General features: G+C 53.4%; 24 protein-coding genes. 17 read left to right on the top strand and 7 right to left on the bottom strand.

The annotated features are described in order from the left end of the window. Nucleotides 1-18 precede the first annotated feature (18 nt). Both AC3CB2_RS10725 and amaB read right to left on the bottom strand, forming a co-directional pair. The gene (locus AC3CB2_RS10725) at nucleotides 19-1,218 is read right to left on the bottom strand and encodes an acyl-CoA dehydrogenase (RefSeq protein ID WP_008550412.1); all 1,200 of its coding nucleotides are present in this window, start codon (nucleotides 1,216-1,218) and stop codon (nucleotides 19-21) included. Nucleotides 1,219-1,230: 12 nt separating this feature from the next. Then, a complete protein-coding gene (amaB, locus tag AC3CB2_RS10720) occupies nucleotides 1,231-2,769 on the bottom strand; it encodes an L-piperidine-6-carboxylate dehydrogenase (RefSeq protein ID WP_008550323.1) in 1,539 nt (512 codons plus the stop codon). Nucleotides 2,770-3,079: 310 nt separating this feature from the next. Here amaB and AC3CB2_RS10715 point away from each other — a divergent pair, with 310 nt between their 5' ends. The 3 genes from AC3CB2_RS10715 (at nucleotide 3,080) to AC3CB2_RS10705 (ending at nucleotide 5,145) form a co-directional block, all read left to right on the top strand. Then, a complete protein-coding gene (locus tag AC3CB2_RS10715) occupies nucleotides 3,080-4,003 on the top strand; it encodes a LysR substrate-binding domain-containing protein (RefSeq protein WP_352932327.1) in 924 nt (307 codons plus the stop codon). Nucleotides 4,004-4,044: 41 nt separating this feature from the next. Continuing rightward, complete coding sequence (locus tag AC3CB2_RS10710; RefSeq protein ID WP_352932329.1) at nucleotides 4,045-4,683, top strand: HAD family hydrolase; 639 nt, start codon at nucleotides 4,045-4,047, stop codon at nucleotides 4,681-4,683. Between the two features lie 126 nt (nucleotides 4,684-4,809). Further along, nucleotides 4,810-5,145: a hypothetical protein gene (locus AC3CB2_RS10705; protein ID WP_008550741.1), complete on the top strand. Its 336-nt coding sequence runs from the start codon at nucleotides 4,810-4,812 to the stop codon at nucleotides 5,143-5,145. Between the two features lie 40 nt (nucleotides 5,146-5,185). Here the strand turns inward: AC3CB2_RS10705 and AC3CB2_RS10700 are convergent, their stop codons facing one another. Continuing rightward, complete coding sequence (locus AC3CB2_RS10700; protein ID WP_352932331.1) at nucleotides 5,186-6,040, bottom strand: GNAT family N-acetyltransferase; 855 nt, start codon at nucleotides 6,038-6,040, stop codon at nucleotides 5,186-5,188. A gap of 237 nt (nucleotides 6,041-6,277) precedes the next feature. On the opposite strand from AC3CB2_RS10700, the gene mtnA reads away from it, so the two are divergent. The 11 genes from mtnA (at nucleotide 6,278) to gyrB (ending at nucleotide 18,951) form a co-directional block, all read left to right on the top strand. Further along, nucleotides 6,278-7,384: an S-methyl-5-thioribose-1-phosphate isomerase gene (gene mtnA / locus AC3CB2_RS10695; RefSeq protein ID WP_352932333.1), complete on the top strand. Its 1,107-nt coding sequence runs from the start codon at nucleotides 6,278-6,280 to the stop codon at nucleotides 7,382-7,384. A 90-nt stretch (nucleotides 7,385-7,474) separates the two neighbouring features. Then, nucleotides 7,475-8,248, top strand: a complete 774-nt coding sequence (locus tag AC3CB2_RS10690; RefSeq protein WP_008550441.1) for an enoyl-CoA hydratase — start codon at nucleotides 7,475-7,477, stop codon at nucleotides 8,246-8,248. 178 nt (nucleotides 8,249-8,426) lie between these two features. Further along, nucleotides 8,427-8,693, top strand: coding sequence for a 30S ribosomal protein S20 (gene rpsT, locus AC3CB2_RS10685; protein WP_037037191.1), 267 nt, complete (start codon nucleotides 8,427-8,429; stop codon nucleotides 8,691-8,693). Nucleotides 8,694-9,373: 680 nt separating this feature from the next. Beyond that, nucleotides 9,374-9,808, top strand: coding sequence for a rhodanese-like domain-containing protein (locus tag AC3CB2_RS10680; RefSeq protein ID WP_008550732.1), 435 nt, complete (start codon nucleotides 9,374-9,376; stop codon nucleotides 9,806-9,808). Between the two features lie 175 nt (nucleotides 9,809-9,983). Further along, nucleotides 9,984-11,453, top strand: coding sequence for a chromosomal replication initiator protein DnaA (gene dnaA, locus AC3CB2_RS10675; RefSeq protein WP_014283340.1), 1,470 nt, complete (start codon nucleotides 9,984-9,986; stop codon nucleotides 11,451-11,453). Nucleotides 11,454-11,743: 290 nt separating this feature from the next. Then, nucleotides 11,744-12,862, top strand: a complete 1,119-nt coding sequence (gene dnaN / locus AC3CB2_RS10670) for a DNA polymerase III subunit beta (RefSeq protein ID WP_008550340.1) — start codon at nucleotides 11,744-11,746, stop codon at nucleotides 12,860-12,862. Between the two features lie 121 nt (nucleotides 12,863-12,983). Further along, the gene (gene recF, locus AC3CB2_RS10665; protein ID WP_352932337.1) at nucleotides 12,984-14,114 is read left to right on the top strand and encodes a DNA replication/repair protein RecF; all 1,131 of its coding nucleotides are present in this window, start codon (nucleotides 12,984-12,986) and stop codon (nucleotides 14,112-14,114) included. Nucleotides 14,115-14,278: 164 nt separating this feature from the next. After that, nucleotides 14,279-14,908: a LysE family translocator gene (locus tag AC3CB2_RS10660; RefSeq protein WP_352932340.1), complete on the top strand. Its 630-nt coding sequence runs from the start codon at nucleotides 14,279-14,281 to the stop codon at nucleotides 14,906-14,908. A gap of 13 nt (nucleotides 14,909-14,921) precedes the next feature. Beyond that, complete coding sequence (locus AC3CB2_RS10655; RefSeq protein WP_014283343.1) at nucleotides 14,922-15,542, top strand: LysE family translocator; 621 nt, start codon at nucleotides 14,922-14,924, stop codon at nucleotides 15,540-15,542. Nucleotides 15,543-15,629: 87 nt separating this feature from the next. After that, entirely contained in the window at nucleotides 15,630-16,253 is a 624-nt protein-coding gene (locus tag AC3CB2_RS10650) for a LysE family translocator (protein ID WP_352932342.1), read from the top strand. Nucleotides 16,254-16,497: 244 nt separating this feature from the next. After that, on the top strand, nucleotides 16,498-18,951 hold the full coding sequence (gene gyrB / locus AC3CB2_RS10645) for a DNA topoisomerase (ATP-hydrolyzing) subunit B (protein ID WP_008550360.1): 2,454 nt from the start codon (nucleotides 16,498-16,500) through the stop codon (nucleotides 18,949-18,951). Nucleotides 18,952-19,058: 107 nt separating this feature from the next. On the opposite strand, the gene AC3CB2_RS10640 is transcribed toward gyrB, so the two are convergent. The 4 genes from AC3CB2_RS10640 to hmuQ all read right to left on the bottom strand — a co-directional run bounded on the left by AC3CB2_RS10640 (nucleotide 19,059) and on the right by hmuQ (nucleotide 21,462). Beyond that, complete coding sequence (locus AC3CB2_RS10640) at nucleotides 19,059-19,775, bottom strand: GntR family transcriptional regulator (RefSeq protein WP_008550236.1); 717 nt, start codon at nucleotides 19,773-19,775, stop codon at nucleotides 19,059-19,061. Nucleotides 19,776-20,141: 366 nt separating this feature from the next. Further along, complete coding sequence (locus tag AC3CB2_RS10635; protein ID WP_054784529.1) at nucleotides 20,142-20,579, bottom strand: PaaI family thioesterase; 438 nt, start codon at nucleotides 20,577-20,579, stop codon at nucleotides 20,142-20,144. A 33-nt stretch (nucleotides 20,580-20,612) separates the two neighbouring features. Further along, entirely contained in the window at nucleotides 20,613-21,017 is a 405-nt protein-coding gene (locus tag AC3CB2_RS10630) for a MarR family winged helix-turn-helix transcriptional regulator (RefSeq protein WP_352932345.1), read from the bottom strand. 121 nt (nucleotides 21,018-21,138) lie between these two features. Next, nucleotides 21,139-21,462: a heme-degrading protein HmuQ gene (gene hmuQ / locus AC3CB2_RS10625; protein WP_014283349.1), complete on the bottom strand. Its 324-nt coding sequence runs from the start codon at nucleotides 21,460-21,462 to the stop codon at nucleotides 21,139-21,141. A gap of 412 nt (nucleotides 21,463-21,874) precedes the next feature. Here hmuQ and AC3CB2_RS10620 point away from each other — a divergent pair, with 412 nt between their 5' ends. Genes AC3CB2_RS10620 through AC3CB2_RS10610 form a run of 3 tightly spaced genes read left to right on the top strand, consistent with a single transcriptional unit; the run spans nucleotide 21,875 to nucleotide 24,727 of the window. Then, nucleotides 21,875-22,789: a heme/hemin ABC transporter substrate-binding protein gene (locus AC3CB2_RS10620; protein WP_488389878.1), complete on the top strand. Its 915-nt coding sequence runs from the start codon at nucleotides 21,875-21,877 to the stop codon at nucleotides 22,787-22,789. Nucleotides 22,790-22,801: 12 nt separating this feature from the next. Beyond that, nucleotides 22,802-23,905 carry a FecCD family ABC transporter permease gene (locus tag AC3CB2_RS10615; protein WP_352932349.1) on the top strand — a complete coding sequence of 368 codons (1,104 nt, stop codon included), beginning with the start codon at nucleotides 22,802-22,804 and terminating at the stop codon, nucleotides 23,903-23,905. Nucleotides 23,906-23,914: 9 nt separating this feature from the next. Next, the gene (locus AC3CB2_RS10610) at nucleotides 23,915-24,727 is read left to right on the top strand and encodes a heme ABC transporter ATP-binding protein (RefSeq protein WP_352932351.1); all 813 of its coding nucleotides are present in this window, start codon (nucleotides 23,915-23,917) and stop codon (nucleotides 24,725-24,727) included. Nucleotides 24,728-24,745: the final 18 nt, after the last annotated feature.

The raw sequence follows: 24,745 nt of genomic DNA, 5'->3' as shown, positions 1-24,745 counted from the left end.
CGCGCTGTAGATCAGGGCTTAAAAGAAAGCCTGAAGGCCAGTCTGCGCACGACCCAGAATAAGGGCGTGAACGTCATGCGTACCTTCATAAGTGTTGACGGTCTCAAGGTTCTGAGCATGGCGCATCACCATGAACTCCTCAGAGATGCCGTTACCACCATGCATGTCACGTGCCTGACGAGCGATATCCAGCGCCTTGCCGCAGTTGTTGCGCTTCACGATGGAAATCATCTCTGGAGCAACGCGGCCTTCATCAAACAGACGACCAACGCGCAGGGAAGCCTGAAGGCCGAGTGAAATCTCGGTCTGCATGTCTGCCAGCTTCTTCTGGAACAGCTGTGTCTGTGCCAGAGGACGGTTGAACTGCTTGCGGTCCATGCCGTACTGGCGAGCGCGCATCCAGCAGTCTTCCGCAGCGCCCAGCGCACCCCAGGAGATGCCGTAGCGAGCGCGGTTCAGACAGCCGAACGGGCCTTTCAGACCAGAAACGTTAGGCAGAAGAGCGTCTTCACCCACTTCCACGTTGTCCATCACGATTTCACCAGTGATGGACGCACGCAGAGACAGCTTGCCCTCGATCTTGGGAGCGGAAAGACCTTCCATACCCTTTTCAAGAACGAAACCGCGGATCTGGTTGTCATGCGCTTCAGACTTCGCCCAAACCACAAATACGTCTGCGATTGGGGAGTTGGAGATCCACATCTTGGAACCCGTGATGCGGTAGCCGCTCTCGGTCTTCACAGCGCGGGTGCGCATGCCAGCCGGGTCAGACCCTGCATCAGGCTCGGTCAGGCCAAAACAGCCAACGTATTCGCCAGAAGCAAGCTTCGGCAGATACTTCATGCGCTGCTCTTCAGAGCCGTAAGCGTAAATTGGGTACATCACCAGCGAGGACTGCACACTCATCATGGAGCGGTAGCCGCTGTCGATGCGCTCAACTTCACGCGCAACCAAGCCGTAAGCCACATAGGAAGCAGCAGAGCCACCATATTGCTCAGGAAGTGTCACGCCGAGGAGACCCTGCTCGCCCATCTCGTTAAAGATGGAGCGATCAGTTTTTTCTTCGCGGTAAGCTTCCATTACGCGTGGCAGAAGCTTTTCCTGAGCGTACGCACGCGCGCTTTCCATGATGAGGACTTCGTCTTCATTCAGCTGGTCGCGCATCAGGAACGGGTCTTCCCAATTGAAGACGCCTCCGCCTGTTGGATCACTACTCATTCTCAAAATTCCTTATTCAACGTCAAACTTCACACCCTGCGCCAATGGGAGAGCGCCGGAGTAGTTGATGGTGTTGGTTGCGCGGCGCATGTATGCCTTCCAGGCATCAGAGCCAGCTTCACGGCCTCCACCAGTTTCCTTCTCACCGCCGAATGCGCCGCCAATTTCAGCGCCGGACGGACCGATGTTGACGTTTGCAATGCCGCAATCAGAGCCAACAACAGAAACGAAGGTTTCAGCTTCACCCATGTCTTTGGTGAAGACGGAAGAAGACAGACCAGCACCAACACCGTTCTGAATTTCAATCGCATCATCAAAGTCGGTGTAGCGAATGACGTAAAGGATCGGAGCAAAGGTCTCTTCCAGAACAGGACCAACCTGACCTGGCATCTCAACGATCGCTGGCTGAACGTAGTAAGCATCCGGATATTCGTCAGCCATCACGCGCTGACCACCGTGCACGGTGCCACCAGCCGCTTTCGCTGCTTCCAGAGACTTCTGCATGTTGTCGAATGCGTCTTTGTCGATGAGCGGACCAATCAGAGTACCGTCTTGGGTTGGGATGCCAATCTTGACGGAGGAGTATGCTTTGATCAGGCGAGGAATCAGCGCGTCATACACGCTGTCATGGGTGATCAGACGACGCAGTGTGGTGCAGCGCTGACCACAAGTACCCATAGCCGCAAACGCAACGCCGCGCAGGGTCAGATCCAGATCAGCAGATGGGGTCACGATCGCTGCGTTGTTGCCGCCCAGCTCAAGGATGGATTTGCCGAAGCGCTGTGCAACACGCGGGCCAACCTGGCGACCCATGCGGGTGGAACCAGTTGCGGAGATAACTGGGACGCGCTTGTCGTCGACCAGAGTTTCACCGATTTCACGGCCACCCTGAATGACCTCCAACAGGCCTTTTGGTGCGTCATCACCAAATTTGGCAGCTGCACGCTCATAAAGCGCCTGAACAGCCATTGCTGTCAGAGGAGATTTTTCAGATGGCTTCCAGACAACGGAGTCACCACAAACAAACGCCAGTGCTGCGTTCCAGGACCAGACTGCAACCGGGAAGTTGAACGCGGAGATTACGCCAACAACGCCGGATGGATGCCAGGTTTCCATCATACGGTGACCCGGACGCTCGGTCGCGATGGTCAGGCCGTAAAGCTGACGGGAAAGTCCAACTGCGAAGTCGCAGATGTCGATCATTTCCTGAACTTCACCCAGACCTTCAGAGGTGATCTTACCCGCTTCCAGGCTCACCAGCTTGCCAAGGTCGTCTTTGTAAGTGCGAAGTTCTTCACCCAGCAGGCGAACCAGCTCACCGCGGCGCGGTGCAGGCAGCTTGCGCCACTCTTTGAAAGCGTCATGCGCACGACCAATGGCAGCGGAGGTTTCCTCAACGCTGTCTTCCTTGATCATCGCCAGTGTTTCACCGGTGTTTGGAGAGGTTGCAGCCAGTGTGCCACCTTCCAAAGCAGAGCGGGCAACACCCATACGCTCCATGAGTTCAATTGTTTCTTCTGCGAATTTCACGGTATCCAGACCTACGGTCATTGAAGTCCCCAAACTGTGAGAGATGCTAAATTCGTTATTTGAACAGAGTGTCTCTTGTCCGGACCATCGGTAAAAGCTACGTCTTTTCCATTATTCATTCGCATATGGAATGACTGATAATTTCGTCTGGATCTTGCGTCAGGAAGAAAACTGCTTAAAATCAGTAAGATAATAATGGGTGCCGGCCTATTTGAGATTCTGTTTTATGAAGGAGATGATGCCAGATAGAACGAAATTTAATCGTGTTGGCTGTGCCTAACCTCGCGATTTCAGGAGTTTCGAGCTGTCCACGGCATCATGAGAGGTCAGGATGAAGCGTGGTTTTATCCCCCCGATTGATTGTTTGATTGCTTTTGAAAGCGCTGCGCGCCACGGCAGTTTCACCCGCGCCGCAGAAGAACTGTTCCTGACTCAAGGCGCAGTGAGCAAACAGGTGCGCTTGTTGGAAGGGCGTCTGGGCGTAGAGCTGTTCAAACGGATTCGCCAACGTATTGTTCTGACGGATGCCGGACGCATTTACCTGCACGACATCCGCGGCACGCTGGAAAAGATGACTAGCGCCACCCGTCAGGTGATGTCCTTTGCAGGCAGTGAGGATGTGCTGAACGTCGCCGTGCTCCCAACCTTCGGCACCCGCTGGCTCGCCCGCCGCCTCCCGCGCTTCCACGAGCGCTACCCGGAAGCCAGCTTCAACCTCTCCGTCCGCCTGCGTCCCTTTGATTTCTCGGTAGAACCATTCGACGGCGCCGTTCATTACGGTGAACCCGTCTGGGCCGGTGCCATTGCAGAGCCGCTATTTCAGGAAGAGGTCATTCCGGTCGCTTCCAGAGCCTTCCGCGACAGACACAGCCTGCGCACGCCGGAGGATCTGGTGGATGTCATGCGCCTGCACCAGTCAACGCGCCCGGATGCCTGGCAAAAGTGGTTCTCTCTGGCAGGTGTCGAAACAGATGGAGCCTTCCAGGGCCCGCGTTTCGATCAGTTCACTATGATCTCACAGGCCGCCGCATCAGGCTTAGGCGTTGCATTGGTGCCGAAGTTCTTTATCGAAGAAGAACTGGCCGCCGGCACACTGGTCCGCCTGTTCGATATCAGCCTGAAACTCTCCTCTGCCTACCACTTCGTCTACCCCGAAAACCGCACCCTCCGCCCAGTCGTGAAGTCCTTCAAAGCCTGGCTACAAGAAGAAGCCCGCGAACAACAAGTAGACCGAGAAACGCTGCTACCGCAGTAGCGGGGTGAGCAGGCGGCATACAATTTTGGAAAGCTGCAGTATTGAAAATTAAATCAGTTATTTTTGATTGGGATGGCACCTTAGCTAGAACTCTGGACGTTTGGCTCGACGGATATCAACGCTTTTTGGAGGTGCGAAACTTTACCTTCCAGCCTAAGGAAATTGTCGCTGAGTTCTTTCATGATCACCATAAAGTGCCGGACAAACATCCTCATCTAGGTTTCCCTGAGATCGCTGAGGAAACGCGGAAATATGTTTTGCAGGCCCTGCAAAAAGTTGAGCTCTATGAAGGGGCAACCAAGACACTTTCAAAGCTGAACGATGAAAACGTTCCTACAAGCCTCGTTAGCTCCAGTTCACGCCGTCTCCTGAATAGTGGAATGGAAGTACACAATCTCTCCAGGCACTTTAAGGCGATAGTCGCTGGGGATGATGGTTACGGACATAAGCCTGATACGCGTCCATTTGAAGAAGCACTTGATCGCATGGGAGCAGATGCCGAAACGACATTAGTCATCGGTGACTCTCATGTTGATGTTCAGGCAGGCAAAGCGCTTGGTTGTCAAACATGCCTGTTTGTGCCGAAACTCAATAGCCTCTTCCATAATTTTGAGTTTTTGAGGTCGATGGAAGCAAACCATGAGATCGATCACCTGCCAGACTTACTTGAATGCATCTGAAAACCAAAAGCACGGGGTGCATTTTTATTAATGTCCACGTCTTGGTGTGAATTATGTATTTATTTCAATACGATAGATTTCATCTATGGAAACTAAAACATAGTCTCTCTGTAGATGGAGTGATGCATGAACGTAATTGCAAAATCAGGAGTACTCTTGATGCTTGTTGCTGGCTTTATGGTGGGCCAGACTGCTTTGGCTAAACAAGCTCGTTGTTTTACATCTGATGATGGCGAGTATCTCTGTGAATTCAAAAACACCGACAATAAAGGTAGTTTTGAAGTGTCAGCACCGGGCAAACCTACAATGATCTTGGTAATAGATGCGCCCGGAGTTGCTTATGGTTGGGCCGATTTTGGTACTGGGCGCAACGTGTCGCTGCCGGGTAAGTACCTCCGACAAGATGCAGATAAAGCATGCTGGTTGAATGATGAAACAAATGCCAAAATTTGTGTCTGGTAGCTTGTTCAGATACTAGAGGAGTTGCTTCGCTTGTAGCTCCCTACCCCAACTCATAACTCGCAAAGCTATAGATTTTGTCTAGGGGCAGGTTGGGGTCCTGTCCCTTATACATTCTGGCGGTAGCGAACACGGGTGATAGTTCGTAGCGTTCTGCCAGTTCTACGGCTTGTTCGTTGGGTAAAGGCAGGTCAATGTTGATCATCTGGCCTTTTGCACTGCCAGCCAATGCGCGGAAGATGAGGTCTGCACCTTCAGGCGTTTCAGCTGCCATTGGGCCAATGCGGAAGCCATCTCGCGCCGCGCGGATAACGCCGTAACCCTGCACACTTCCGTTCTCAACCAGATAAACACCGCGCCGCATCGGGTTCATGGGCTCCAGCCACCGTTCCAGAAAGGCAGCGCGCTCTGCGGGGAAGTAGTTGCGGTCATACTCGATGATGCTGGGCAGAATGCCCTTGCCGATAATGGAGATGCGCTGATCCATCGGCATGGTGATGTTGGAAAGGCCACAATACCGCATGTTCTGGTGAACGAGCTTGAAGCCGGACTTGGCATAGTTGTCCTGTTCTTCAACCACCCCATCAAGACCAATAGTCCGCCCCTCCAGACGCCGCATGGCTGCATTCCATATCAATGCACCCAAACCTTGCCTGCGAAACTCCGGGTGGCAAATGTAAAAGCCGAGAAAGCCAAAGGCCTCGCCGTACTTCACCGCAGAGACCATCGAGACCAGCTGATTGTTTAGATAACAGCCCAGATACCCTTCAGGATCCGCCGCATAATAGGAAGGAGCATCATCCTCACCCGGATTCCAGCCTTCAGATGCGGCCCAATCCAACATGGTCAGAATGCCATCCTCGTCCATAATGCGAATATCAGTATCTTGCGGAGCCATTGAGAGCCTCTTTCATCAACCCGGCATAGTTGAAGTGTAAACAGACACGGAAGATCAGCGTAGCGCATTATGGTTAAAGAGGAGATGAAGGGCTTTCATCTAAATCGACGAAGCGGAACCGGTCACCTGAAGAACTTTATGAGGAAAAGAAACCGGACGCGATAAATTGCAGATGGAGCCTTCGAAAAATCCGATAATCTGACGCACATATCGCTCACATGGGTAGGAGACGTCGCGATGAAGGTTCATGGTAAGGCATACCGGTCTATTTGGCCGCTGGAAGCTGGTAAAACAGTCGGGATCATCGACCAGACGCGCCTCCCCCATCGTTTTGTTGAGGTCGAGCTGCGCACTCTGGAAGACGCAGCTGTGTCCATCAAAGACATGTGGGTCCGCGGCGCGCCGCTGATTGGCGCAACTGCTGCCTTTGGCGTGGCGCTGGAAATGGCAAGAGACCCAAGCGATGCGTCGTTGGACAATGCTTGGGAGGTGCTGCACGCCACCCGCCCGACAGCAATCAACTTGCGCTGGGCGCTGAATGACATGCGCAGCCGCCTTTCTCAGTTGCCTCTGGAACAACGCGCTGATGCCGCATGGCAGCGTGCCGTTGAGATCTCCGATGAAGATGTGGCCTGCAACGAGTCCATCGGCAAACACGGCCTCAAGCTCATCGAAGAGATTGCCGCGCAGAAGAACCCGGGTGAAACCATCAACATCCTGACCCACTGCAACGCTGGTTGGCTGGCCACCGTAGATTGGGGCACCGCGACCTCTCCGATTTATCACGCCCATAACAAAGGCCTGAAGGTCCACGTCTGGGTCGACGAAACCCGCCCACGCAATCAGGGCGCTGGCCTCACTGCTTGGGAGCTGGGCGAACACGGCGTTCCGCACACACTGTTGGTCGACAACGCTGGCGGCCATCTCATGCAGCACGGCATGGTGGACCTTTGCATTGTCGGCACTGACAGAACAACCGCACACGGAGACGTCTGCAATAAGATCGGCACTTACCTCAAAGCGCTTGCAGCTCACGACAACGGCGTACCGTTCTACGTGGCGCTCCCGTCCTCCACCATCGACTGGACTGTCGCAGACGGCCTGAAGGAAATCCCGATCGAAGAACGTGGCGGAGAGGAAGTTGCATGGATCAGTGGCGAAACAGCTGCTGGTGATGTCGAGAAGGTGCGCATCTGCCCGCCGGAAACCCCACTCTCCAACTTTGCTTTCGACGTAACACCATCCAAATACGTCACCGCTCTGATCACCGAACGCGGTGTCTGCGCGGCAAGCAAAGAAGGGCTTGCAGGGCTGTTCCCGGAGCGGGCGAACGCCACCGCCTGATAGAACTAAGACAAACGGCTACCTTGCCGCTAAGCGATCACTCTTCAATGTTAGGGCAGAAATCCAAGTTGAATTTATTGGGAGGGACATATGTCCTACGAGAATATTCTGGTTGAGACACGCGGCAAGGTTGGCTTGATTACGCTAAACCGCCCGAAAGTATTGAACGCGCTGAACAGCGATCTGATCGCTGAGCTCGATGAAGCGCTGAATGTGTTTGATCGCGACCCTGAAATTGGCGCGACCGTTATCACTGGCTCCGAAAAGGCATTTGCTGCAGGCGCTGACATTAAAGTGATGGCCGAGTACGATTATCCGCAGACCTATCTGATGGACTTCATCACCAGCTGGGACCAGATCGCACAGAAGCGTAAGCCGATCATCGCAGCTGTCGCAGGCTTCGCGCTGGGCGGTGGCTGTGAGCTTGCTATGATGTGTGATTTCATTCTGGCAGCGGAATCTGCTCAGTTTGGCCAGCCAGAGATCAAACTTGGCGTTATGCCAGGTGCAGGTGGTACACAGAGATTAACAAGGCTTGTTGGCAAGTCCAAAGCAATGGAAATGTGCTTGACAGGCCGTATGATGGATGCAGCTGAAGCTGAGCGGTCCGGCCTTGTCTCCCGCGTTGTTGCAAATGACGATCTGGTCGAAGAAGCACTCAAAGCTGCTGAAAAGATTGCAAGTTTCTCGACTCCAATTGTTATGATGACGAAGGAAAGTGTAAACCGTTCTTACGAAGTAACCCTTGCAGAAGGTATTCGTTTTGAGCGTCGCTTGTTCCATTCAATGTTTGCAACCAGCGATCAAAAAGAAGGTATGAAGGCCTTCATCGAAAAGAGAAAACCTGAATTCGAAGACGGATAAGCCGATTTTGGGCAGGTCTACACCTTTTTTCATTGACGAGGCTAAGACTCCCAACTATAAGCGCTCCACAACCGGTGGCGGATTTTGTTCGTCACTGAATTCGTTTGACCGGGGCGGCTCTGGGCGGCCTCGTTCGCGATTTGAAAACAGTTCTTACTGACAGATCAGGACAGAGCCCATGGCCAACACTCCTTCGGCCAAGAAGGCGGCACGTAAAATTGCCCGCCAGACGGCCACTAATAAGGCTCGCCGTAGCCGCGTACGTACTTTCGTACGTAAAGTGGAAGAAGCAATTGTCGCGGGTGACCAGACAGCTGCTAACGAAGCATTCAAAGTTGCACAGCCTGAAATCATGCGTGCATCTACTAAAGGCGTTATCCATGCGAACACTGCGTCTCGCAAGGTATCCCGTCTGAATGCTCGTATTAAGGCACTCGGCGCCTAATCCAAGTTTTTTGGACTAAAAAAGCCCGGTCGTATGGCCGGGCTTTTTTGTTAGCTGGATAAGCTTACCCTAGGATAAAACTGGGGCATTTTCGCGGCGAATAGCCTGTGGAATAGTCTCGGAGCCTGTCAAGGAAAATCCTTAAAAAACAATAGGTTAGCTCTAGGTTAAAATTGTCGCAGCTGAAAAGAGCAGATTCTTGGCGAGTCAAGTGACGGCCGGATAATTTTTTTTTATTCGCCTTAGCCGCCCGCCATTAACCAAGTGCATATGAAGAAAGTTGTTGAGTTCACTGCTTTTTGCCGAACTTAGCCGTTGACGACATATGGGCTTGACCTTGCGTCACAGAAAGGGCATTTGCGTTTTGTAAACTTTCCGCTATTGCGGGACCAAAATCGGCTGTGTATGGTCAAGAAGAAGTCGGGTTGCTACCCGATCCCAGCATACAAGTTAGAAGAATCGAACCAGGGTCGGGCAAAGCTGGTCAGAAGGCGTAAAGTCTAGGCGTTGCATTTTATAGTAATTGCAATCTAGGCTACTGGAGTTGTTGCGTCATTTTGCTGCTTTTATTGCTTCCCCCTTTTGATTTTTCTTGAAATTCGATTTTGAGTCTTTTTATAGTGGCCCACTCATTTGGGTGAGTTAACGGAATGCGTCTAGGTTAGTAAATGGAAGTATCTATGCATGAGGCCTATGCAGGCGATCGAAACGTAACGGATGTTTTCGAGAGCTTGAAAGCTGATAGTTCTGCAACTCTTGTAGATGTGAGAACCAACGCTGAATGGACCTTTGTAGGCATACCTGATCTTTCCATGTTGGGTAAGGAAGTCATCCTCGCTGAATGGCAGGGATTCCCGTCCAACGGCCCTCATGAGGGCTTTGCGAGTCAACTTTCTGACCTTCTGGCGCAAAAAGGACTTGACCAAAACGCTGCAATCTACTTTTTGTGCCGCTCTGGAGTACGAAGTAAGGCAGCAGCGATTGCAATGACAGCCCTTGGCTATACAAACTGCTACAACGTGGCAGATGGCTTTGAAGGCGGTCATGATGCTGAAGGTCATCGAGGCTCGGTTTCTGGGTGGAAGGCGCAAGGCCTTCCGTGGAGCCAAGGATAGCTCCCAAGAAATATTAGAATTCAGCAACGGTGCGTTGGCGTCGCACCGATGTGATGTTTTTGTCTAATGACAACGAAATAAAAAGCGTCTGGTACAACAAAGCTCAAAATGAGCAAATTTGATTTAAAGGTTGGGTATCTGTGGCGGAATACCCAACGGCTGCAAGGAGGCGAGCATGCACGTTCAGGAAGCTCCAGGGCCGGAGCAATGGGATCGCGTTAAGAAGCGTCTACGTGCGGAACTTGGTGAAGACGTATTCACCAGCTGGTTTGCACGCGTTGATATGGAAGGGCACAACAACGGCACCGTCCGTCTGTCCGTTCCTACTCGGTTTCTAAAGCAATGGATCCAGTCTCATTATTCAGAGCGTCTGATGGGACTTTGGAAAAATGAATGCGACGACATTCATAAGATCGAACTCACCGTACGTGGTGCTGTTCGTCCACGTCCAGCAGCGGCTAAGCCAGCTGCACGCCCAGCACTGGGTGGCAAGGCAGCTGATATGCGCCCAATTCAGGTAAATGATCCTGTTGGTCTGCGCGCCGCATCTCCAGCACCTGCTATGATGGGTGGTCGGGCTGGTCGTTCCGACCTCTCCTCCAAAGACGTGCTCGAAGGTGCTTCCCTCGATCCGAAATACGTCTTCGATAGTTTTGTTGAAGGTGAATCCAACGTTCTCGCTCTTGCTGCAGCAAAGCAGGTAGCAGGCGGCGGTGTTGTAACCTTTAACCCACTCTACCTCCATGCTTCTGTAGGTCTTGGTAAGACCCACCTGATGCAGGCGATTGCAAATCAGGCCCGTATGGCTGGTCGCCGCGTTTTGTATCTCACTGCAGAGCATTTCATGTACCGCTTTGTTGCAGCGCTTCAGGCACAGTCTGCAATGTCCTTTAAGGAAACTTTGCGTTCTATCGATCTTCTTCTGATCGATGACATGCAGTTCCTTCACGGCAAGCAGGTGCAGCAGGAGTTCTGCCACACTCTTAATGCATTGATTGATGGTGCTCGTCAGGTTGTTGTTGCAGCTGACCGCGCTCCGGCTGAACTGGAAAGCCTGGATGATCGCGTTCGCTCCCGCCTGGCAGGTGGTCTGGTCGTAAATATCTCCGAGCCAGATTTCCAGCTTCGTCGCGCCATCATCGAAGACCGTATGCGCGCGCAGCAGCGCTCATACCCGAACTTCACCGTGCCGGACGCTGTTCTGGACTACGTAGCGCGCAACGTCACCTCCTCCGGTCGTGACCTTGAAGGCGCTCTGAACCGTCTCGTTGCACACAATCAGCTGACTAATTCTCCGGTAACTCTGGAAATGGCTGAAATCACTCTGCGTGATCTCATCCGTGCAGCTGAGCCACGCCGCGTCAAAATCGAAGACATTCAGCGCGTCGTTTCCAAACATTATAACGTCACAAAAGCAGATCTGCTTTCTGCACGCCGTACCCGCACCATCGTGCGTCCGCGTCAGATCGCAATGTATCTCGCCAAGATGATGACCCCACGGTCTCTGCCAGAGATCGGTCGTCGCTTCGGTAACCGTGACCACACAACAGTGCTTCACGCAGTTCGTAAAATCGAAGAGCTCTCCAAGGCAGACAATGGTCTGGCACAGGAGCTGGAGCTGCTGAAACGCATGCTGGACGCGTAATTCGCGTTCCCTATATAGGAGTATATGGACTCCGTGCAGGATTTTGGTGATTATTGGGGCGCTGCTTGCAGCGCCCCTCTTGCATTTTGAGAGCTAAACGTGCAGTTTGAACGACCCCGCAGGAAGTCAAACTCGACGTAATGGGGCAGTGCAGACACAGCGGGGTTTGCATGGGCGCTGGAGCGCATTCTGTTTGATTGAATGCGGCAAGCTCTGAGCATTTTGTATTAGTAATTCGCGGAGTGCGCTGCACCGGCACGCAGCTCCGCCCAGAAGAATGGACGTTTCGCATGAAAGTGACACTTGAGCGGACCGAGCTTTTGAAGTCTCTGACCCACGTACACCGTGTGGTTGAACGGCGGAACACCATTCCGATCCTCTCCAACGTTATGCTGCAGGCTGAAGGTGGCAACCTGAAACTGAAAGCAACAGACTTGGATCTTGAGGTCGTGGAAAGCATCGCAGCAATGGTGGAAACACCTGGCGCGACCACTGTTCCGGCACACATGATCTACGAGATTGTGCGCAAACTGCCAGATGGCTCTCAGGTTGTTCTGGAAACTTCCGGTGATGACAGCACCATGGAAATCCGCGCAGGCCGTTCCCGCTTTGCGCTGCAGATCCTGCCAGTCACTGACTTCCCTGATCTGACCGCAGGTGAGTTCTCTCACAGCTTCACCATGACTGCTGGTGGCATCCGCAAGTTGATCGACAGCACCCAGTTCGCGATCTCTACGGAAGAAACCCGTTACTACCTCAACGGTATCTACATGCATTCTCTGGACATCGGTGAAGGCCTGCGTTTCCGCGCAGTTGCAACCGATGGTCACCGCCTCGCTCAGGCTGAGCTTGAGGCGCCAGAAGGTTCTGACGGCATGCCGGGCATCATCGTACCGCGCAAAACCGTTGGCGAAATTCAGAAGCTGCTGGACGATCCTGAAGTTGAAATCAAGGTCGAGATTTCCGAGACCAAGATCCGCTTCACCATTGGTGACATCATCCTCACCTCCAAGCTGATCGACGGCACCTTCCCGGATTATGAGCGCGTTATTCCGAAAGGAAACGACAAGGAACTGCGCGTTGACCGTGACGTCTTCAAAGAAGCTGTCGACCGCGTGTCCACCATCGCATCCGACCGTGGCCGTGCCGTGAAGATGGCGCTCAGCGAAGGCAAGATCGTCCTGACCGTGACCAACCCGGATTCCGGTACCGCGACTGAAGAAGTTGCAGTTGAGTACGACAACGAAGAATTCGAGATCGGCTTTAACTCCAAGTACCTACTGGATATTGCAGCGCAGCTGGAAGCAGACACCGCGCTCTTCACTCTCGCAGACTCCGGTTCTCCGACCCTGATCCGCGATGAAGGCAGCGACGAAGCGATCTACGTTCTGATGCCAATGCGCGTATAAATCTTTCGCCCTCGGCTACCACAGCCGGGGGCATTTCTTTTCTTGGTATGCTTTTCCGAAAATGCCTTTCGAATTTCGGAAAACAGCATCTGCGAAACTTATTGAACCAAAGAGAGCCTGAATGTCGGATCCAGTGCCTGTGGCGCTTTCTCGCCTCGCGCTAACGGATTTTCGAAACTACAGCGCAGCAAGCGTTGAGTTGAACAGCCGAATGATCGCTTTCGTAGGCGACAACGGCGCAGGCAAAACCAACATCCTCGAAGCAATCTCCTTTCTGTCCGCAGGTCGTGGCCTCCGCCGCGCAACGCTTGGCGATATCGCACGCGCTGATGGGGCCGGTGGCTGGGCAGTAAGCGCCGTCTTAGATGGCGAGTATGGCGAAACGCGCATCGGCACCGGCCTGACGGCAGGTGAACCGGGGCGCCGCGTTCGCATTGACGGTGAAGAAGCTCGCTCTTCGGAAGCTCTGCTGGAATACCTGCGCGTGCTGTGGCTGGTGCCATCCATGGATGGACTGTTCACCGGTTCCGCCTCTGATCGCCGCAAGTTTCTTGATCGCTTGGTGCTCTCCCTCAATCCATCTCATGGCCGAATGGTCGCCAGCTTTGAAAAAGCTCTGCGCCAGCGAAACCGCCTGCTTTCTGAAGGGGGAACACCTGAGTTCCTCGATGCCATCGAAGCACAGGTTGCCGAACTGGGCACCGCCGTAGCTCTGGCACGTAGTGAAACCGTGAGTTTGCTAGCCAAAACACTGGAAACTCAAAAACAGCTCGGCCTCCCCTTCCCGTCTGCGGAAATTCATCTGCAAGGTGCTTTTGAAACAGCCACCATTGGCACGAGCGCATCGGATCGCGAAGATTGTTACCGCGAACTTCTGGTTGAAGGCCGCTTCCGTGATCGCGCTGCAGGCCGCACTTTGGACGGTCCGCACCGCTCAGATCTCTATGTGGTTCACAGCGAAAAGCAAATGCCAGCCGCTCAAGCCTCAACTGGCGAGCAAAAAGCCCTGCTAATCGGCCTGGTTCTGGCACATGCAGACCTCACCTCGTCCATCTCGGGTATGACCCCAATCCTGCTGCTGGATGAAGTTGCTGCTCACCTTGATCCGGGACGCCGCGAAGCTCTTTTTACGCGTCTGGAAGTACTCGGCGGACAGGTGTTCATGACCGGCACCGACCAAAACCTCTTCAAAGACCTGCCAAGCGCAGCGCAGATTTTTGAAGTCGAAGGCGGTGGCATTAAGCTGAGCTGATGGGTTTGGTTGAGCTCACTTAAAGGCAATGCTCTTTTATCTCGCTTGTCAGCCCAATTTCCCTGTGTTTATTCTGAAGCGGTGTTCTCGGAAGGTGGAGACTGCTTTTCGGGCAAGAAACACAAAGTGCTTCAAACCTTCTGTTTTAGAGCAATGTGATCCCCATGGACTTGCAAATTCTTCTCGTTTTCGGGGCAACCCTGTTTGTTGTTGCCATCACTCCGGGCCCTGCCATCACCGCACTGGTGTCGCGCACGCTCGGGTTTGGTCTGCAAGGCACGCTCACGTTTGTCTCTGGCATGCTAATTGGCAGTATGTGCCTGTTTATTCTGGCAATCCTCGGTCTGGCGAAACTCGCAAGCACCTACGTTCTGGCGTTCACCGTGGTCAAATACGCAGGCGCTGCTTATCTGCTCTTTCTGGCCTGGAAACTTTGGCGCGCGAGCGGCTTGCAAGCGCAGCCGATGGATGATCAAGCAGCAGCATCGCATAACACCAAGGGCAGCGCGAAAACGCTGGTCTCTGGCATGCTGATCACACTCTCCAATCCAAAAGGCTTGCTGTTTTATGCAGCGCTGATGCCGAGCGTGGTGCCAATGGAAACCATCACGACCATCGGACTGGTGGAACTGATGTTCGTCACGCTTACCGTATTGTCAGTGGTCTTCGCGATCTATATTGGAGTGACCGTACGGGCACGAAGCCTCCTGACCTCAGAAAAAGCCGTTGGCAGATTGAATAAGAGCGCGAGTGTTGCAATGTTTGGCGCCGCTGCTGCAATCGTCGCGCGATAAGAAGAGCAATAAGATGGAACTGGCAGTTCTTTTGTTTTTTGCAGGAACCCTGTTCGCTGCAGCCATTACTCCCGGCCCCGGCATCGCGGCTCTGCTGGCCCGTATCTTCGGTCAGGGTATGCGCGGTACGCCGATGTTTGTGGTCGGCATGATCTGCGGCGATCTCTTCTGGTTCACGCTGGCGATCATGGGCCTTGCCGCCATCGCAACCAACTACGCCATTGTGTTCGTTGTCCTCAAATGGCTTGGTGCGGCTTATCTGCTTTATGTCGCTTGGGGCATGTGGAACTCCAAGGGTGTCACGCCAACGCAAGAAGGCGATGCGGCAGTAAAAGCAACATCCCGTCTGGCTGCTTTGCTGGCCGGCCTGTCCATGAACCTCTCCAATCCCAAGGTGGTGATCTTCTACATGGCGCTGATGCCGAACATCGTGCCGATGGATAAGATCGGCTTGCTTGCTTATTGGGAACTCGCCGCGACCATGGCCTGTGTGCTGTTCATCGTCTTTGGCATCTATGCGTATCTGGCTGTTTCTGCGAAGAAACTCATGTCCTCGCAGCGTGCATTCAAGCGCCTCAACAGAGGGTCCAGCATGGTGATGGTTGGCGTAGCAGCGACCATGGTAACCCGCTAACGCAACTGCTCAGGAACGGCGCTTGCGAAAGCGCACGGCGCCGTATACTGAAGATGTTCGTCTTCAGGAAAGAACTGCTGCACTTCTATGGATGTAACGAGCCTTGCCCTGTTTGCCGGCACGCTTTTCACGCTTGCTGTCATCCCCGGCCCCGCCGTCTTTGCGATCATCGCTCGCGCTATGAGCTTTGGCAGCAGCGGAGCCATGCTGTTCTGCTTCGGGTTGCTGAGCGGTGATTTGCTGTGGTTCTCCATGGCCGCATTGGGCTTGGCCGCTATCGCAAGCAGCTTCTCCGGTGCTTTCGTTGTCCTGCAATGGCTCGGAGCAGCCTATCTCACCTATATCGCCTGGGGCATCTGGAAAAGCTCATGCGAAACTTCCTCTGAAGAAGCTCGATCTCCCGTACCGCCTCAATCCTCTGCTAAGACATCATTGTTTGCGGGCCTATTGTTCAACCTCTCCAACCCCAAAGCGATCATGTTCTATCTCGCGCTCATGCCTAATTTGGTGAGTGTTGAAGAGATGAATCTGCTGGGTTTTGTTGAGCTGGCCTTGGTGCTGTCCGTCGTGCTGCTCACCATCAATGGCGTCTACTCGTTTCTAGCTGTGAAATTCAGAGAACTGCTCAGCTCTGAAAAGACCATGTACCTGATTAACCGACTGGCTGCACTGGGTCTTCTGTGCATCGCAGCGCTGATGATTGCGCGCTAGAAAAAGCACCAGAAACTAGCTTCAATTTTCTGAAAATCAGAGGCGCTCCACCCAAAACTTGGGGCGTAGTTCGCGCATGCAAAACGCAGTGATGCACGCTAAGGAAATTATCCCCCCATAAAAACAGTGATTATGCAATATTTCCCTTGGTTTACGAGCGCTTAAACTCCCTGATTGCTTGAACCATTTGCCCAACCAATTATAACATGAACTTCAATGAAAACCGTTGTGTGAAGTGATTCGAATGAGCGAAACGTCGACCCCTGAAAATGGCGGACCTGAGCAGGCAAATGGCGCAGGTGAATACGGTGCAGATTCCATTAAAGTGCTGAAAGGCTTGGATGCTGTACGTAAGCGTCCTGGCATGTATATCGGTGACACCGATGATGGATCCGGCCTGCACCATATGGTCTATGAGGTTGTCGACAACTCCATCGATGAGGCGCTGGCTGGTCATGCCGACTATGTGACCGTAACGCTGAATGCTGATGGCTCTGTCACGGTGACCGATAACGGACGCGGTATCCCGGTTGATATTCACCCGGAAGAAGGCATTTCCGCAGCCGAAGTTATTATGACCCAGCTCCACGCTGGTGGTAAGTTTGACAGCAACTCCTACAAGGTATCCGGCGGTCTGCACGGTGTGGGTGTTTCTGTGGTGAACGCGCTGTCCACCACTCTGGACCTGCGCATCTATCGCAATGACAAAGAGCACTTCATTCGCTTCCATCACGGTGAGTCTGCTGGTCCTCTGGAAGTTGTTGGCGACGCACCGGGCAAGTCCGGTACTGAGGTGACCTTCACCCCATCTCCGGAAACCTTTACCAAAACCGAATTTGACTACGACACTCTGGAGCACCGCCTGCGCGAGCTGGCGTTCCTGAACTCCGGTGCTCGTATCATCCTGACCGACAACCGTGGTGTCGAGCCTCACGTTGAAGAGCTCTACTACGAGGGCGGTCTGGAAGCATTCGTCCGTTATCTGGACCGTGCAAAGCATCCGCTCATCGAAGAACCAGTCACCATGATGGCCGAAAAAGACGGCATCACTGTTGAAGTGGCGATGTGGTGGAACTCCAGCTACCACGAAAACGTTCTTTGCTTCACAAACAACATCCCGCAGCGCGATGGTGGTACCCACCTCGCAGGTTTCCGCGCCGCACTGACCCGTCAGTTGACCGGTTACGCAGACACCTCCGGCCTGTTGAAGCGTGAAAAGGTGAGCCCAACCGGCGAAGACTGTCGCGAAGGCCTGTCCTGCGTGCTGTCCGTGAAAGTTCCGGATCCAAAGTTCTCCTCCCAGACCAAAGACAAGCTGGTTTCCTCAGAAGTCCGTCCGGTGGTTGAGAACCTCGTTGGTGAAGCGCTCTCCACGTGGTTGGAAGAAAACCCGGCTCCGGCAAAGTCCATCGTTTCCAAAGTGGTGGAAGCTGCGAGTGCCCGTGAAGCAGCGCGTAAAGCGCGCGAGCTGACCCGCCGCAAAGGCGCGCTGGATATCGCCTCCCTACCGGGTAAGTTGGCCGACTGTCAGGAGCGCGACGCTTCTAAAGCTGAACTCTTCATAGTGGAGGGTGATTCCGCGGGTGGCTCTGCCAAACAGGGCCGTGACAGATCCAACCAGGCTGTGCTGCCGCTGAAGGGTAAGATCCTGAACGTCGAACGCGCACGTTTCGACAAGATGATCTCCTCGCAGGAAATCGGCACGCTGATCACTGCGCTGGGAACCGGTATCGGCAACGAGGAATTCAACCTCGAAAAGCTCCGCTACCACAAGATCATCATCATGACCGATGCGGACGTCGACGGTGCGCACATTCGTACGCTGCTGTTGACCTTCCTGTTCCGTCAGATGCCAGACCTGATCGAAAACGGTTACGTCTACATTGCGCAGCCACCACTCTACAAGGTAACGCGCGGCAAGTCCGAGCAGTACCTGAAAGATGAGGCAGCCTTTGAAGAATACCTGATTGGCAGCGGTCTGGACGAAACCTCCCTTGCACTCGCAAACGGCGAAGTTCGTCTGGGTGAAGATCTGCGTTCAGTTGTTGAAGAAGCCCGTGAGGTTTCCGATATCCTCAATGGCCTGCATTCCCGCTACGACAAAGCAGTTGTTGAGCAGGCAGCCATCGCTGGTGCGCTGAACTCCGACAACCTGCATAACCACGAAAAAGCGCAGGAAGCTGCTGCTTACATCGCACGTCGTCTGGACATTCTGGCTGACGAGTTTGAGCGTGGCTGGGAAGGTGAAGCAACTGAAGAGGGTGATCTCATCTTCAGCCGTGTCGTTCGCGGCGTGAAAGAAGTCACTACCATCGACGCAGCTCTGCTCGGTTCCGCTGATGCGCGCCGTCTCGACAGCCACTTCAAGCATCTGGATGAGGTCTACCACAAGGCAGCTTCTCTGGTTCGCAAAGATAAGTCTGTCGAAATCCGCGGCCCTCAGGCACTTCTGGAAGCTGTATATGCGCAGGGCCGCAAAGGCATCTCCATGCAGCGCTATAAGGGTCTGGGCGAGATGAATCCAGAGCAGCTTTGGGAAACCACTCTGGACCCGAATGTCCGCTCCCTGCTGCAGGTTAAGATCAAGGAAGCTGATGCGGCGGACGACATCTTCACCAAGCTGATGGGTGATGAAGTTGAGCCACGCCGTGACTTCATTCAGACCAACGCATTGTCTGTTGCGAACCTCGACGTTTAAGCAACACGCGACAGCGTAAGAAATCAGAAAAGCCGGATGCATCTGCACTCCGGCTTTTTTTATGCACTCAGGGCAAGCGCGCCAAATCTCTGTTGCTATGGAGAGCCTTAAACGGAAAGGCTAAGGAAGGTGTGCTCGGACATCCAACGATCGAACAAGAAGCTCACATGCCCGCGAGCAGCGTTGGCAGCCTCTTCCGGGGTGCCGTTGCAGTGGGTTTCAATGATTGTGATGTGCTTCTCATGAATATCCGTGCCGCACAGCGGGATGTCCCGATGAGAGAGCGTTACACGATGCATATGAAGTGCACACCGTTCCAGAATTGGCTCCAGCCCACGCAGGTTTGCCTGACTGAATAACGTGGCATGGAACAGCCGGTCATAGGCACTGCAGAGAAACACCTCGTTGGCATCTGCGGCCTGACACATGGCATCCAGAATTTCAAAGAGCCGATCCCGCGTCTCTCCAGAAATGTTGGAGGCGATCATTCGGCCTGCCTGCTCTTCCAGTTGCATGCGGATCTTGACGATCTCGACAGCTTCCGCGCGGCTGATACCGGCAACCCGCGTACCTTTATAATCGTGGCGCACCACAAGGCCGGATTGCTGCAGCTTCAACATAGCCTCACGTACAGTTCCCTGCGCGCAGTCACAGGCATCTGCTACCTGCTGCTCGGCGATTGCTTCACCGGGCTTCAGGGCACCAACGATGATCTGTTCTTCCAGGTAATGATAGACAGCGTCACTTTTACGATTGCTGGAAGATGACCAAGGAGAAATTCCAAAACGAGAAATGAGGGAACGGTCCGAGATCGTGTGCAGCATGACAGAAGCGCTTTTTTTTGGATGAGGACGACTCCGAGAGCTCAATTCGGGCAAATAGCTTCGGATTTCTCATCACAGGAACACCATAAGCACGTATAGCGTGTAAACTATGTTATGTGCAATTGTTAAATATAGTTCCTTAGGGGTAGGGCGTATTGTTGCGCGCTTTGATGTGGCCCGAATTTAATCGAATAAAAAATTGTAGATACAGAGCTATATGTTCCAATTTATTGGCAGTTTTGAAGAGTTTCAACCAGCGGAACACTAAAAGAAGCTACCGGAAATAAATTAATTTAGCCAGCTAATTTGTCCACAAAGGAAGGAGCACATAGAGGCGATTATGTGCTCCTAACCAGAACTGTTTGATCAGGATTCCGGTTTGATCATCACAGTTCCAGATGCGTAAGCGTAGATTTTGCCGTCTTCATCGAGGATTTCGCCAGCAGAGATACCGGTCTGCCGCGTCATGCTGACAACACGGCCTTCCGCGTAAAGAACCTGCCCTACCTTAATGGGACGTATGAACTTGACGTTGAGTTCTGACGTGCCGCGAAAACTAAAGGCGTCTTTAAGTTTGGTCTGCACAGCCAGTGAAAGCACAGAGTCCAGCGCTGTCGCAGCATAACCGCCATGCACAGTGCCACCAGGGTTCAGGTGATCATTGGTCGGCATGCATTTGAAGCGAACAAGGCCGTCCTCAATGCAGTCAATGTCTACATTCATGGTTTCTGCCATGGGCGGACGATTGCCCGCTTTCTGCATGGCTTTCAGGAACTCCAGTCCTGACATCACTTTTACGTCCATCTTTCCAATCCGTCCTATTGAAAATTTCTGAAATCAAAGCCGCGCCAGCAGCGCCTTGAGGTCGTCCCTCTCACGATCACTCAGCTCCGCAAGGAACCTGGCGTTTGCCTCTTCGGTTAAAGTATCGAGAACTTCGGCAATCTCCTGCCCGCGCTCAGTGAGGAAAATGTGCTGAGTACGCCGGTCGTCCGGGCTGGCTTTCCGCTCCAGATATCCGGCAGGGCAAAGTCGATCCAAAACACCGGTCAGCGTGGCACTATCCAGCTCAGCTGCTTTGCCAAGCTGAGACGTGGTGCAACCGTTCTGAACTGACAGTGCTTGCAAAACTATGGATTGAACCGGCGTAAGGCCGAGCTCTTCCAGTTGTTTCTTATAAAAACGCGCGCCGCTTCTGGCGCTTCGGGAAAGTAGATAAAAGATGCAGTTATCAAGGCGCATCGCCAGCACTCCATATACTTTGCATACAAATAGTTTGCACACAAAATATATAAGCACAATTGATCCTTAGGAGGGGGTGAAAGGAAGCTACAGCAGGTTGTAGCTCCCAATCAGGAAGGCTTTAAGCGACTTCGCGGGTCTCGGTCAGGATGACTTCAAAGCCTTCAAAGTGTGGGCCGCCCAGATAGAAATTCATGCGGGTGCCAGCGCCTTTATGAGCAGACGCGAAGGCCTCGGACTTGGTCCAGGCCTGAAAATTCTCATAGGAATCCCAAAGGGTGTGGGAGGCATAAAGCGTATGGTCTTCCACGGTTTCACCCTTGAGCATCCGAAACTCAATGTAACCAGGAACAGAGCTCAGATGACGCTCACGGTTTTTCCAAACGGTTTCAAACTCTTCTTCTTTGCCCCGCACCACGCGGAAACGGTTCATTGCGATGTACACGCCGGAACTCCTTAGCCAATTAGTACTTGAGCCTTTCCTGTTAAAGGCCCAGCAAAGTTTCAGGTCTTCAGAGCCACACTCTAAACACATACCACTACAGGATTAAGAAGGGCATGCGGAGGCTGGCTAGCGAATTAAACCGCTTGGCTGGCAAAATGGTCTTAACGACACGCCCATGGAGGCTGTCAATCCGGGTATGTATGAAAATATGAATTTAATAGTCAAGTATTATTTCGTATATTCACCTGACTTCCTGATCACTTTCATTTTTGACATTGACCCCTATTATAAATATGAGTATTCCACTCATGTTATTCTAAAAGATAGCGCTTTACTAGACGGGCGAATTTGGGAAGCCAAAAGCCACTCATGCCCGCAGGAATGAAATACCTCCTCGCAAATGGGTGCAGCTATGTGTCTTCTAACCAGAGCTCTCAAATCGTTTTCTCTTATGCTTCCTTATGCAGCCGCAGCGCTTCTCAGCCTGTTTTTCGGCATGTTCATTGGTCAGGTCCAGGCTGAAGATCTCCAAAAAGATCAGCGCATCATCTCGATTGGCTCGTCTGTGACAGAAATCGTCTACGCTCTGGAAGCGCAGGACAGGATCGTCGCGGTCGACACAACCAGTCTTTACCCACCTGAAGCGCAAAAACTTCCAAACGTTGGCTACATGCGGGCCCTGAGTGCAGAAGGCGTGCTGGCCTCCAATCCGACCCACATTCTGATGATGGAAGGCTCAGGACCGCAAACCGCGGTGGATGTCTTGAAAGCGGCCTCTATCAATCTGACAGAAGTGAAAGAGGTCTATTCTCCAGAAGGCATCCTCGAAAAGATTGATGTCGTAGGCAATGCATTGCAGCTTCCAGAGGAAACCAAAGCACTCAAAGCCAAAGTCAAAGCGGATCTGGATAGTGCTCTGGCGTATGCGCAGGAGCAGGCAAAGCCGCTCAAAGTCGTCTTTGTCATCTCTGAAGGAGGCGGCAAGCCACTTGTAGCCGGGCGAGAAACCGGTGCTCACGCTGTCATTGGCCTTGCAGGCGCAACCAACGTGTTTGCCAACCTGCGTGGTTACAAACCAGTGTCCAAGGAAGCGCTCATCGCAGCTGCTCCAGATGTCATCATGATGATGTCCCGTCCAGGCTCCAGCGGTCAGTCAGAAATCCTGAAAGAGCCGGGTTTCAATCTCACACCAGCAGGTCTGAACGGAAATCTCATCGTAATGGATGGCGTCTACCTGCTTGGCTTTGGCCCACGCACAGCAGAAGCGATCCGTGATCTGAGTGACCGCTTCGTAAAAATCGCAGCAAAGACCACCCCTAAATCCTAAGGTGAGGCGGCTATGAGTGAGATGACACTGTCTGAGGCGTTCAAGTCACCAATAACCCACGCAAGAACAAGCAGAGAAATCTGCCAGCACTATGCCCTCCGCGCTTTGACGGCTCTGTTGCTGGTGGTTTGCTTTGTCTCGCTGGCTGTTGGCCCAACAGAGGTGTCAGTCTCACATATCTTCGGCGCGATTGATTATTGGCTTCTGGGCGATGAAACCGCGCTCACTCTAAGAGATAAAGTGGTGCTGATGGACATCCGCATGCCAAGAACGCTGCTTGGCTGTCTTGTCGGTGCCTCTCTCGCGGCCTCTGGGGCTATGATGCAGGGGCTGTTCCGAAACCCCCTCGCCGATCCCGGCCTGGTTGGCGTATCATCCGGTGCAGGCCTCGCTGCAGTTTGCGTGATCACCCTCTCTTCCGGTCTGCCTGCTTGGTTTCTGGACGACTACTCTGTCTATCTCCTGCCATGGGGTGCCTTCATCGGCGGGGCGGCAACAACCGCCCTGATCTACAAGGTTGCCACCCGACGCGGCCAAACCTCCATCGCCACCATGCTGCTCGCAGGCATTGCCCTTGGCGCATTGGCTGGCGCAGTCACCGGTTTCCTTGTTTTCGGTAGTACAGACGAAGAGCTGCGTGACCTGACCTTCTGGGGCATGGGCGGACTGGGCAGCTCTACGTGGCCTCGAGTGTGGTCCACGCTGCCATTCGCGCTTGCTGTCCTGATCTCGCTTCCGTTTATCGCAAAAGGCTTGAATGCGTTTCTGCTGGGTGAAGCTGAAGCCTTTCATCTGGGCTTCAACACGCAGCACCTCAAGCGCTTGATCATCATTTTGGTTGCCGGAGCAACCGGAGCTTCAGTTGCGGCGGCTGGTGCAATTGGCTTTGTTGGGATCGTTGTGCCCCACGTCTTGAGATTGGTAATTGGACCAGACCACCGCTTCCTTCTTCCATCCTGTGCCTTGCTCGGAGCATCCCTGCTTGTTGCTGCGGATGTTGTCGCAAGAACCGTCGTTGCGCCCGCAGAGCTGCCAATCGGCATTATCACTGCGGTGATCGGGGCGCCTGTGTTCCTCTCCATCCTGCTTGGTCGCAAGAACCAGGTCCAACTCTAAGGAACGCGGATGCTTGAAGCGATCAACATCACCGTCCATGCAGGCCCAAAGAAACTTCTGCGAGATGTCTACTTCCGCAGCTGTCCGGGGGAGCTGACCGTCATTATCGGCCCCAACGGCGCAGGCAAATCGACACTTCTGAAGTGCTTGACGGGCGATCTGACGCCAACCACTGGCACTGTGATGCTGGACGGCACCTCGATCCTGTCTGTTCCGGCGGTCGAGCTGGCAAGCCGCAGAGCTGTCCTGCCACAAAGCTCGCAGCTCGCTTTTCCGTTTTCAGTTGAAGAAGTGGTGATGCTGGGGCTCGTCTCTGGCACACATGGCCTCTCTGCCAAGCAATTGCGCCCGCGCGTGCTGGAAGCGCTCGACCGTGTCGGCCTCAGCTCTTACCTGCACAGGTACTATCAGGAGCTTTCAGGCGGCGAAAAGCAACGTGTTCATCTGGCACGCGTGCTTTGTCAGGTATGGGAGCCTCGACAGGAAGGCCGGGCCAATTACCTGTTTCTCGATGAGCCGACCGCTAGCCTCGATCTGAAGCACCAGATTGATGTGCTGGAAACAGGCCGCAAGTATGCCAATGAAGGCGGCGGTGTTGTCGCCGTTCTGCATGACATCGATCTGGCCTGCGTTTACGCAGACAAGATCTTCGTGCTCAACCACGGCAATCTGGTCGCTCATGGCACACCGCAGGATGTGGTGACAACCGACCTACTTCGCTCAGTCTACCAGCTCGACGATCGCATGCTGGAAACCAAGTGGGGCCATCTGGCGAAAGGCCAGAACCTCGGCAAAGCATGGTCAGAGTTGCGCCCATCCTGAGCAACGACAGCTTGGCCT

Source organism: Pseudovibrio sp. SCP20, assembly GCF_057774105.1.
Note: the sequence above shows the minus strand (reverse complement) of the source record. Positions and strands in the feature narration are given on the sequence as shown.

Bases quoted from the DNA above. Each gene is read 5' to 3' on its own strand.
- AC3CB2_RS10615 (WP_352932349.1), top strand. From the start codon at position 22,802: ATGAGTGAGATGACACTGTCTGAGGCGTTCAAGTCACCAATAACCCAC.
- AC3CB2_RS10655 (WP_014283343.1), top strand. From the start codon at position 14,922: ATGGAACTGGCAGTTCTTTTGTTTTTTGCAGGAACCCTGTTCGCTGCA.
- AC3CB2_RS10660 (WP_352932340.1), top strand. From the start codon at position 14,279: ATGGACTTGCAAATTCTTCTCGTTTTCGGGGCAACCCTGTTTGTTGTT.
- AC3CB2_RS10725 (WP_008550412.1), bottom strand. From the start codon at position 1,218: ATGAGTAGTGATCCAACAGGCGGAGGCGTCTTCAATTGGGAAGACCCG.
- AC3CB2_RS10635 (WP_054784529.1), bottom strand. From the start codon at position 20,579: ATGGACGTAAAAGTGATGTCAGGACTGGAGTTCCTGAAAGCCATGCAG.
- AC3CB2_RS10650 (WP_352932342.1), top strand. From the start codon at position 15,630: ATGGATGTAACGAGCCTTGCCCTGTTTGCCGGCACGCTTTTCACGCTT.
- gyrB (WP_008550360.1), top strand. From the start codon at position 16,498: ATGAGCGAAACGTCGACCCCTGAAAATGGCGGACCTGAGCAGGCAAAT.
- AC3CB2_RS10705 (WP_008550741.1), top strand. From the start codon at position 4,810: ATGAACGTAATTGCAAAATCAGGAGTACTCTTGATGCTTGTTGCTGGC.
- dnaA (WP_014283340.1), top strand. From the start codon at position 9,984: ATGCACGTTCAGGAAGCTCCAGGGCCGGAGCAATGGGATCGCGTTAAG.
- AC3CB2_RS10680 (WP_008550732.1), top strand. From the start codon at position 9,374: ATGCATGAGGCCTATGCAGGCGATCGAAACGTAACGGATGTTTTCGAG.
- mtnA (WP_352932333.1), top strand. From the start codon at position 6,278: ATGAAGGTTCATGGTAAGGCATACCGGTCTATTTGGCCGCTGGAAGCT.
- AC3CB2_RS10620 (WP_488389878.1), top strand. From the start codon at position 21,875: ATGTGTCTTCTAACCAGAGCTCTCAAATCGTTTTCTCTTATGCTTCCT.
- AC3CB2_RS10630 (WP_352932345.1), bottom strand. From the start codon at position 21,017: ATGCGCCTTGATAACTGCATCTTTTATCTACTTTCCCGAAGCGCCAGA.
- recF (WP_352932337.1), top strand. From the start codon at position 12,984: ATGTCGGATCCAGTGCCTGTGGCGCTTTCTCGCCTCGCGCTAACGGAT.
- rpsT (WP_037037191.1), top strand. From the start codon at position 8,427: ATGGCCAACACTCCTTCGGCCAAGAAGGCGGCACGTAAAATTGCCCGC.
- AC3CB2_RS10700 (WP_352932331.1), bottom strand. From the start codon at position 6,040: ATGGCTCCGCAAGATACTGATATTCGCATTATGGACGAGGATGGCATT.
- dnaN (WP_008550340.1), top strand. From the start codon at position 11,744: ATGAAAGTGACACTTGAGCGGACCGAGCTTTTGAAGTCTCTGACCCAC.
- AC3CB2_RS10690 (WP_008550441.1), top strand. From the start codon at position 7,475: ATGTCCTACGAGAATATTCTGGTTGAGACACGCGGCAAGGTTGGCTTG.
- AC3CB2_RS10610 (WP_352932351.1), top strand. From the start codon at position 23,915: ATGCTTGAAGCGATCAACATCACCGTCCATGCAGGCCCAAAGAAACTT.
- AC3CB2_RS10640 (WP_008550236.1), bottom strand. From the start codon at position 19,775: ATGCTGCACACGATCTCGGACCGTTCCCTCATTTCTCGTTTTGGAATT.
- amaB (WP_008550323.1), bottom strand. From the start codon at position 2,769: ATGACCGTAGGTCTGGATACCGTGAAATTCGCAGAAGAAACAATTGAA.
- AC3CB2_RS10715 (WP_352932327.1), top strand. From the start codon at position 3,080: ATGAAGCGTGGTTTTATCCCCCCGATTGATTGTTTGATTGCTTTTGAA.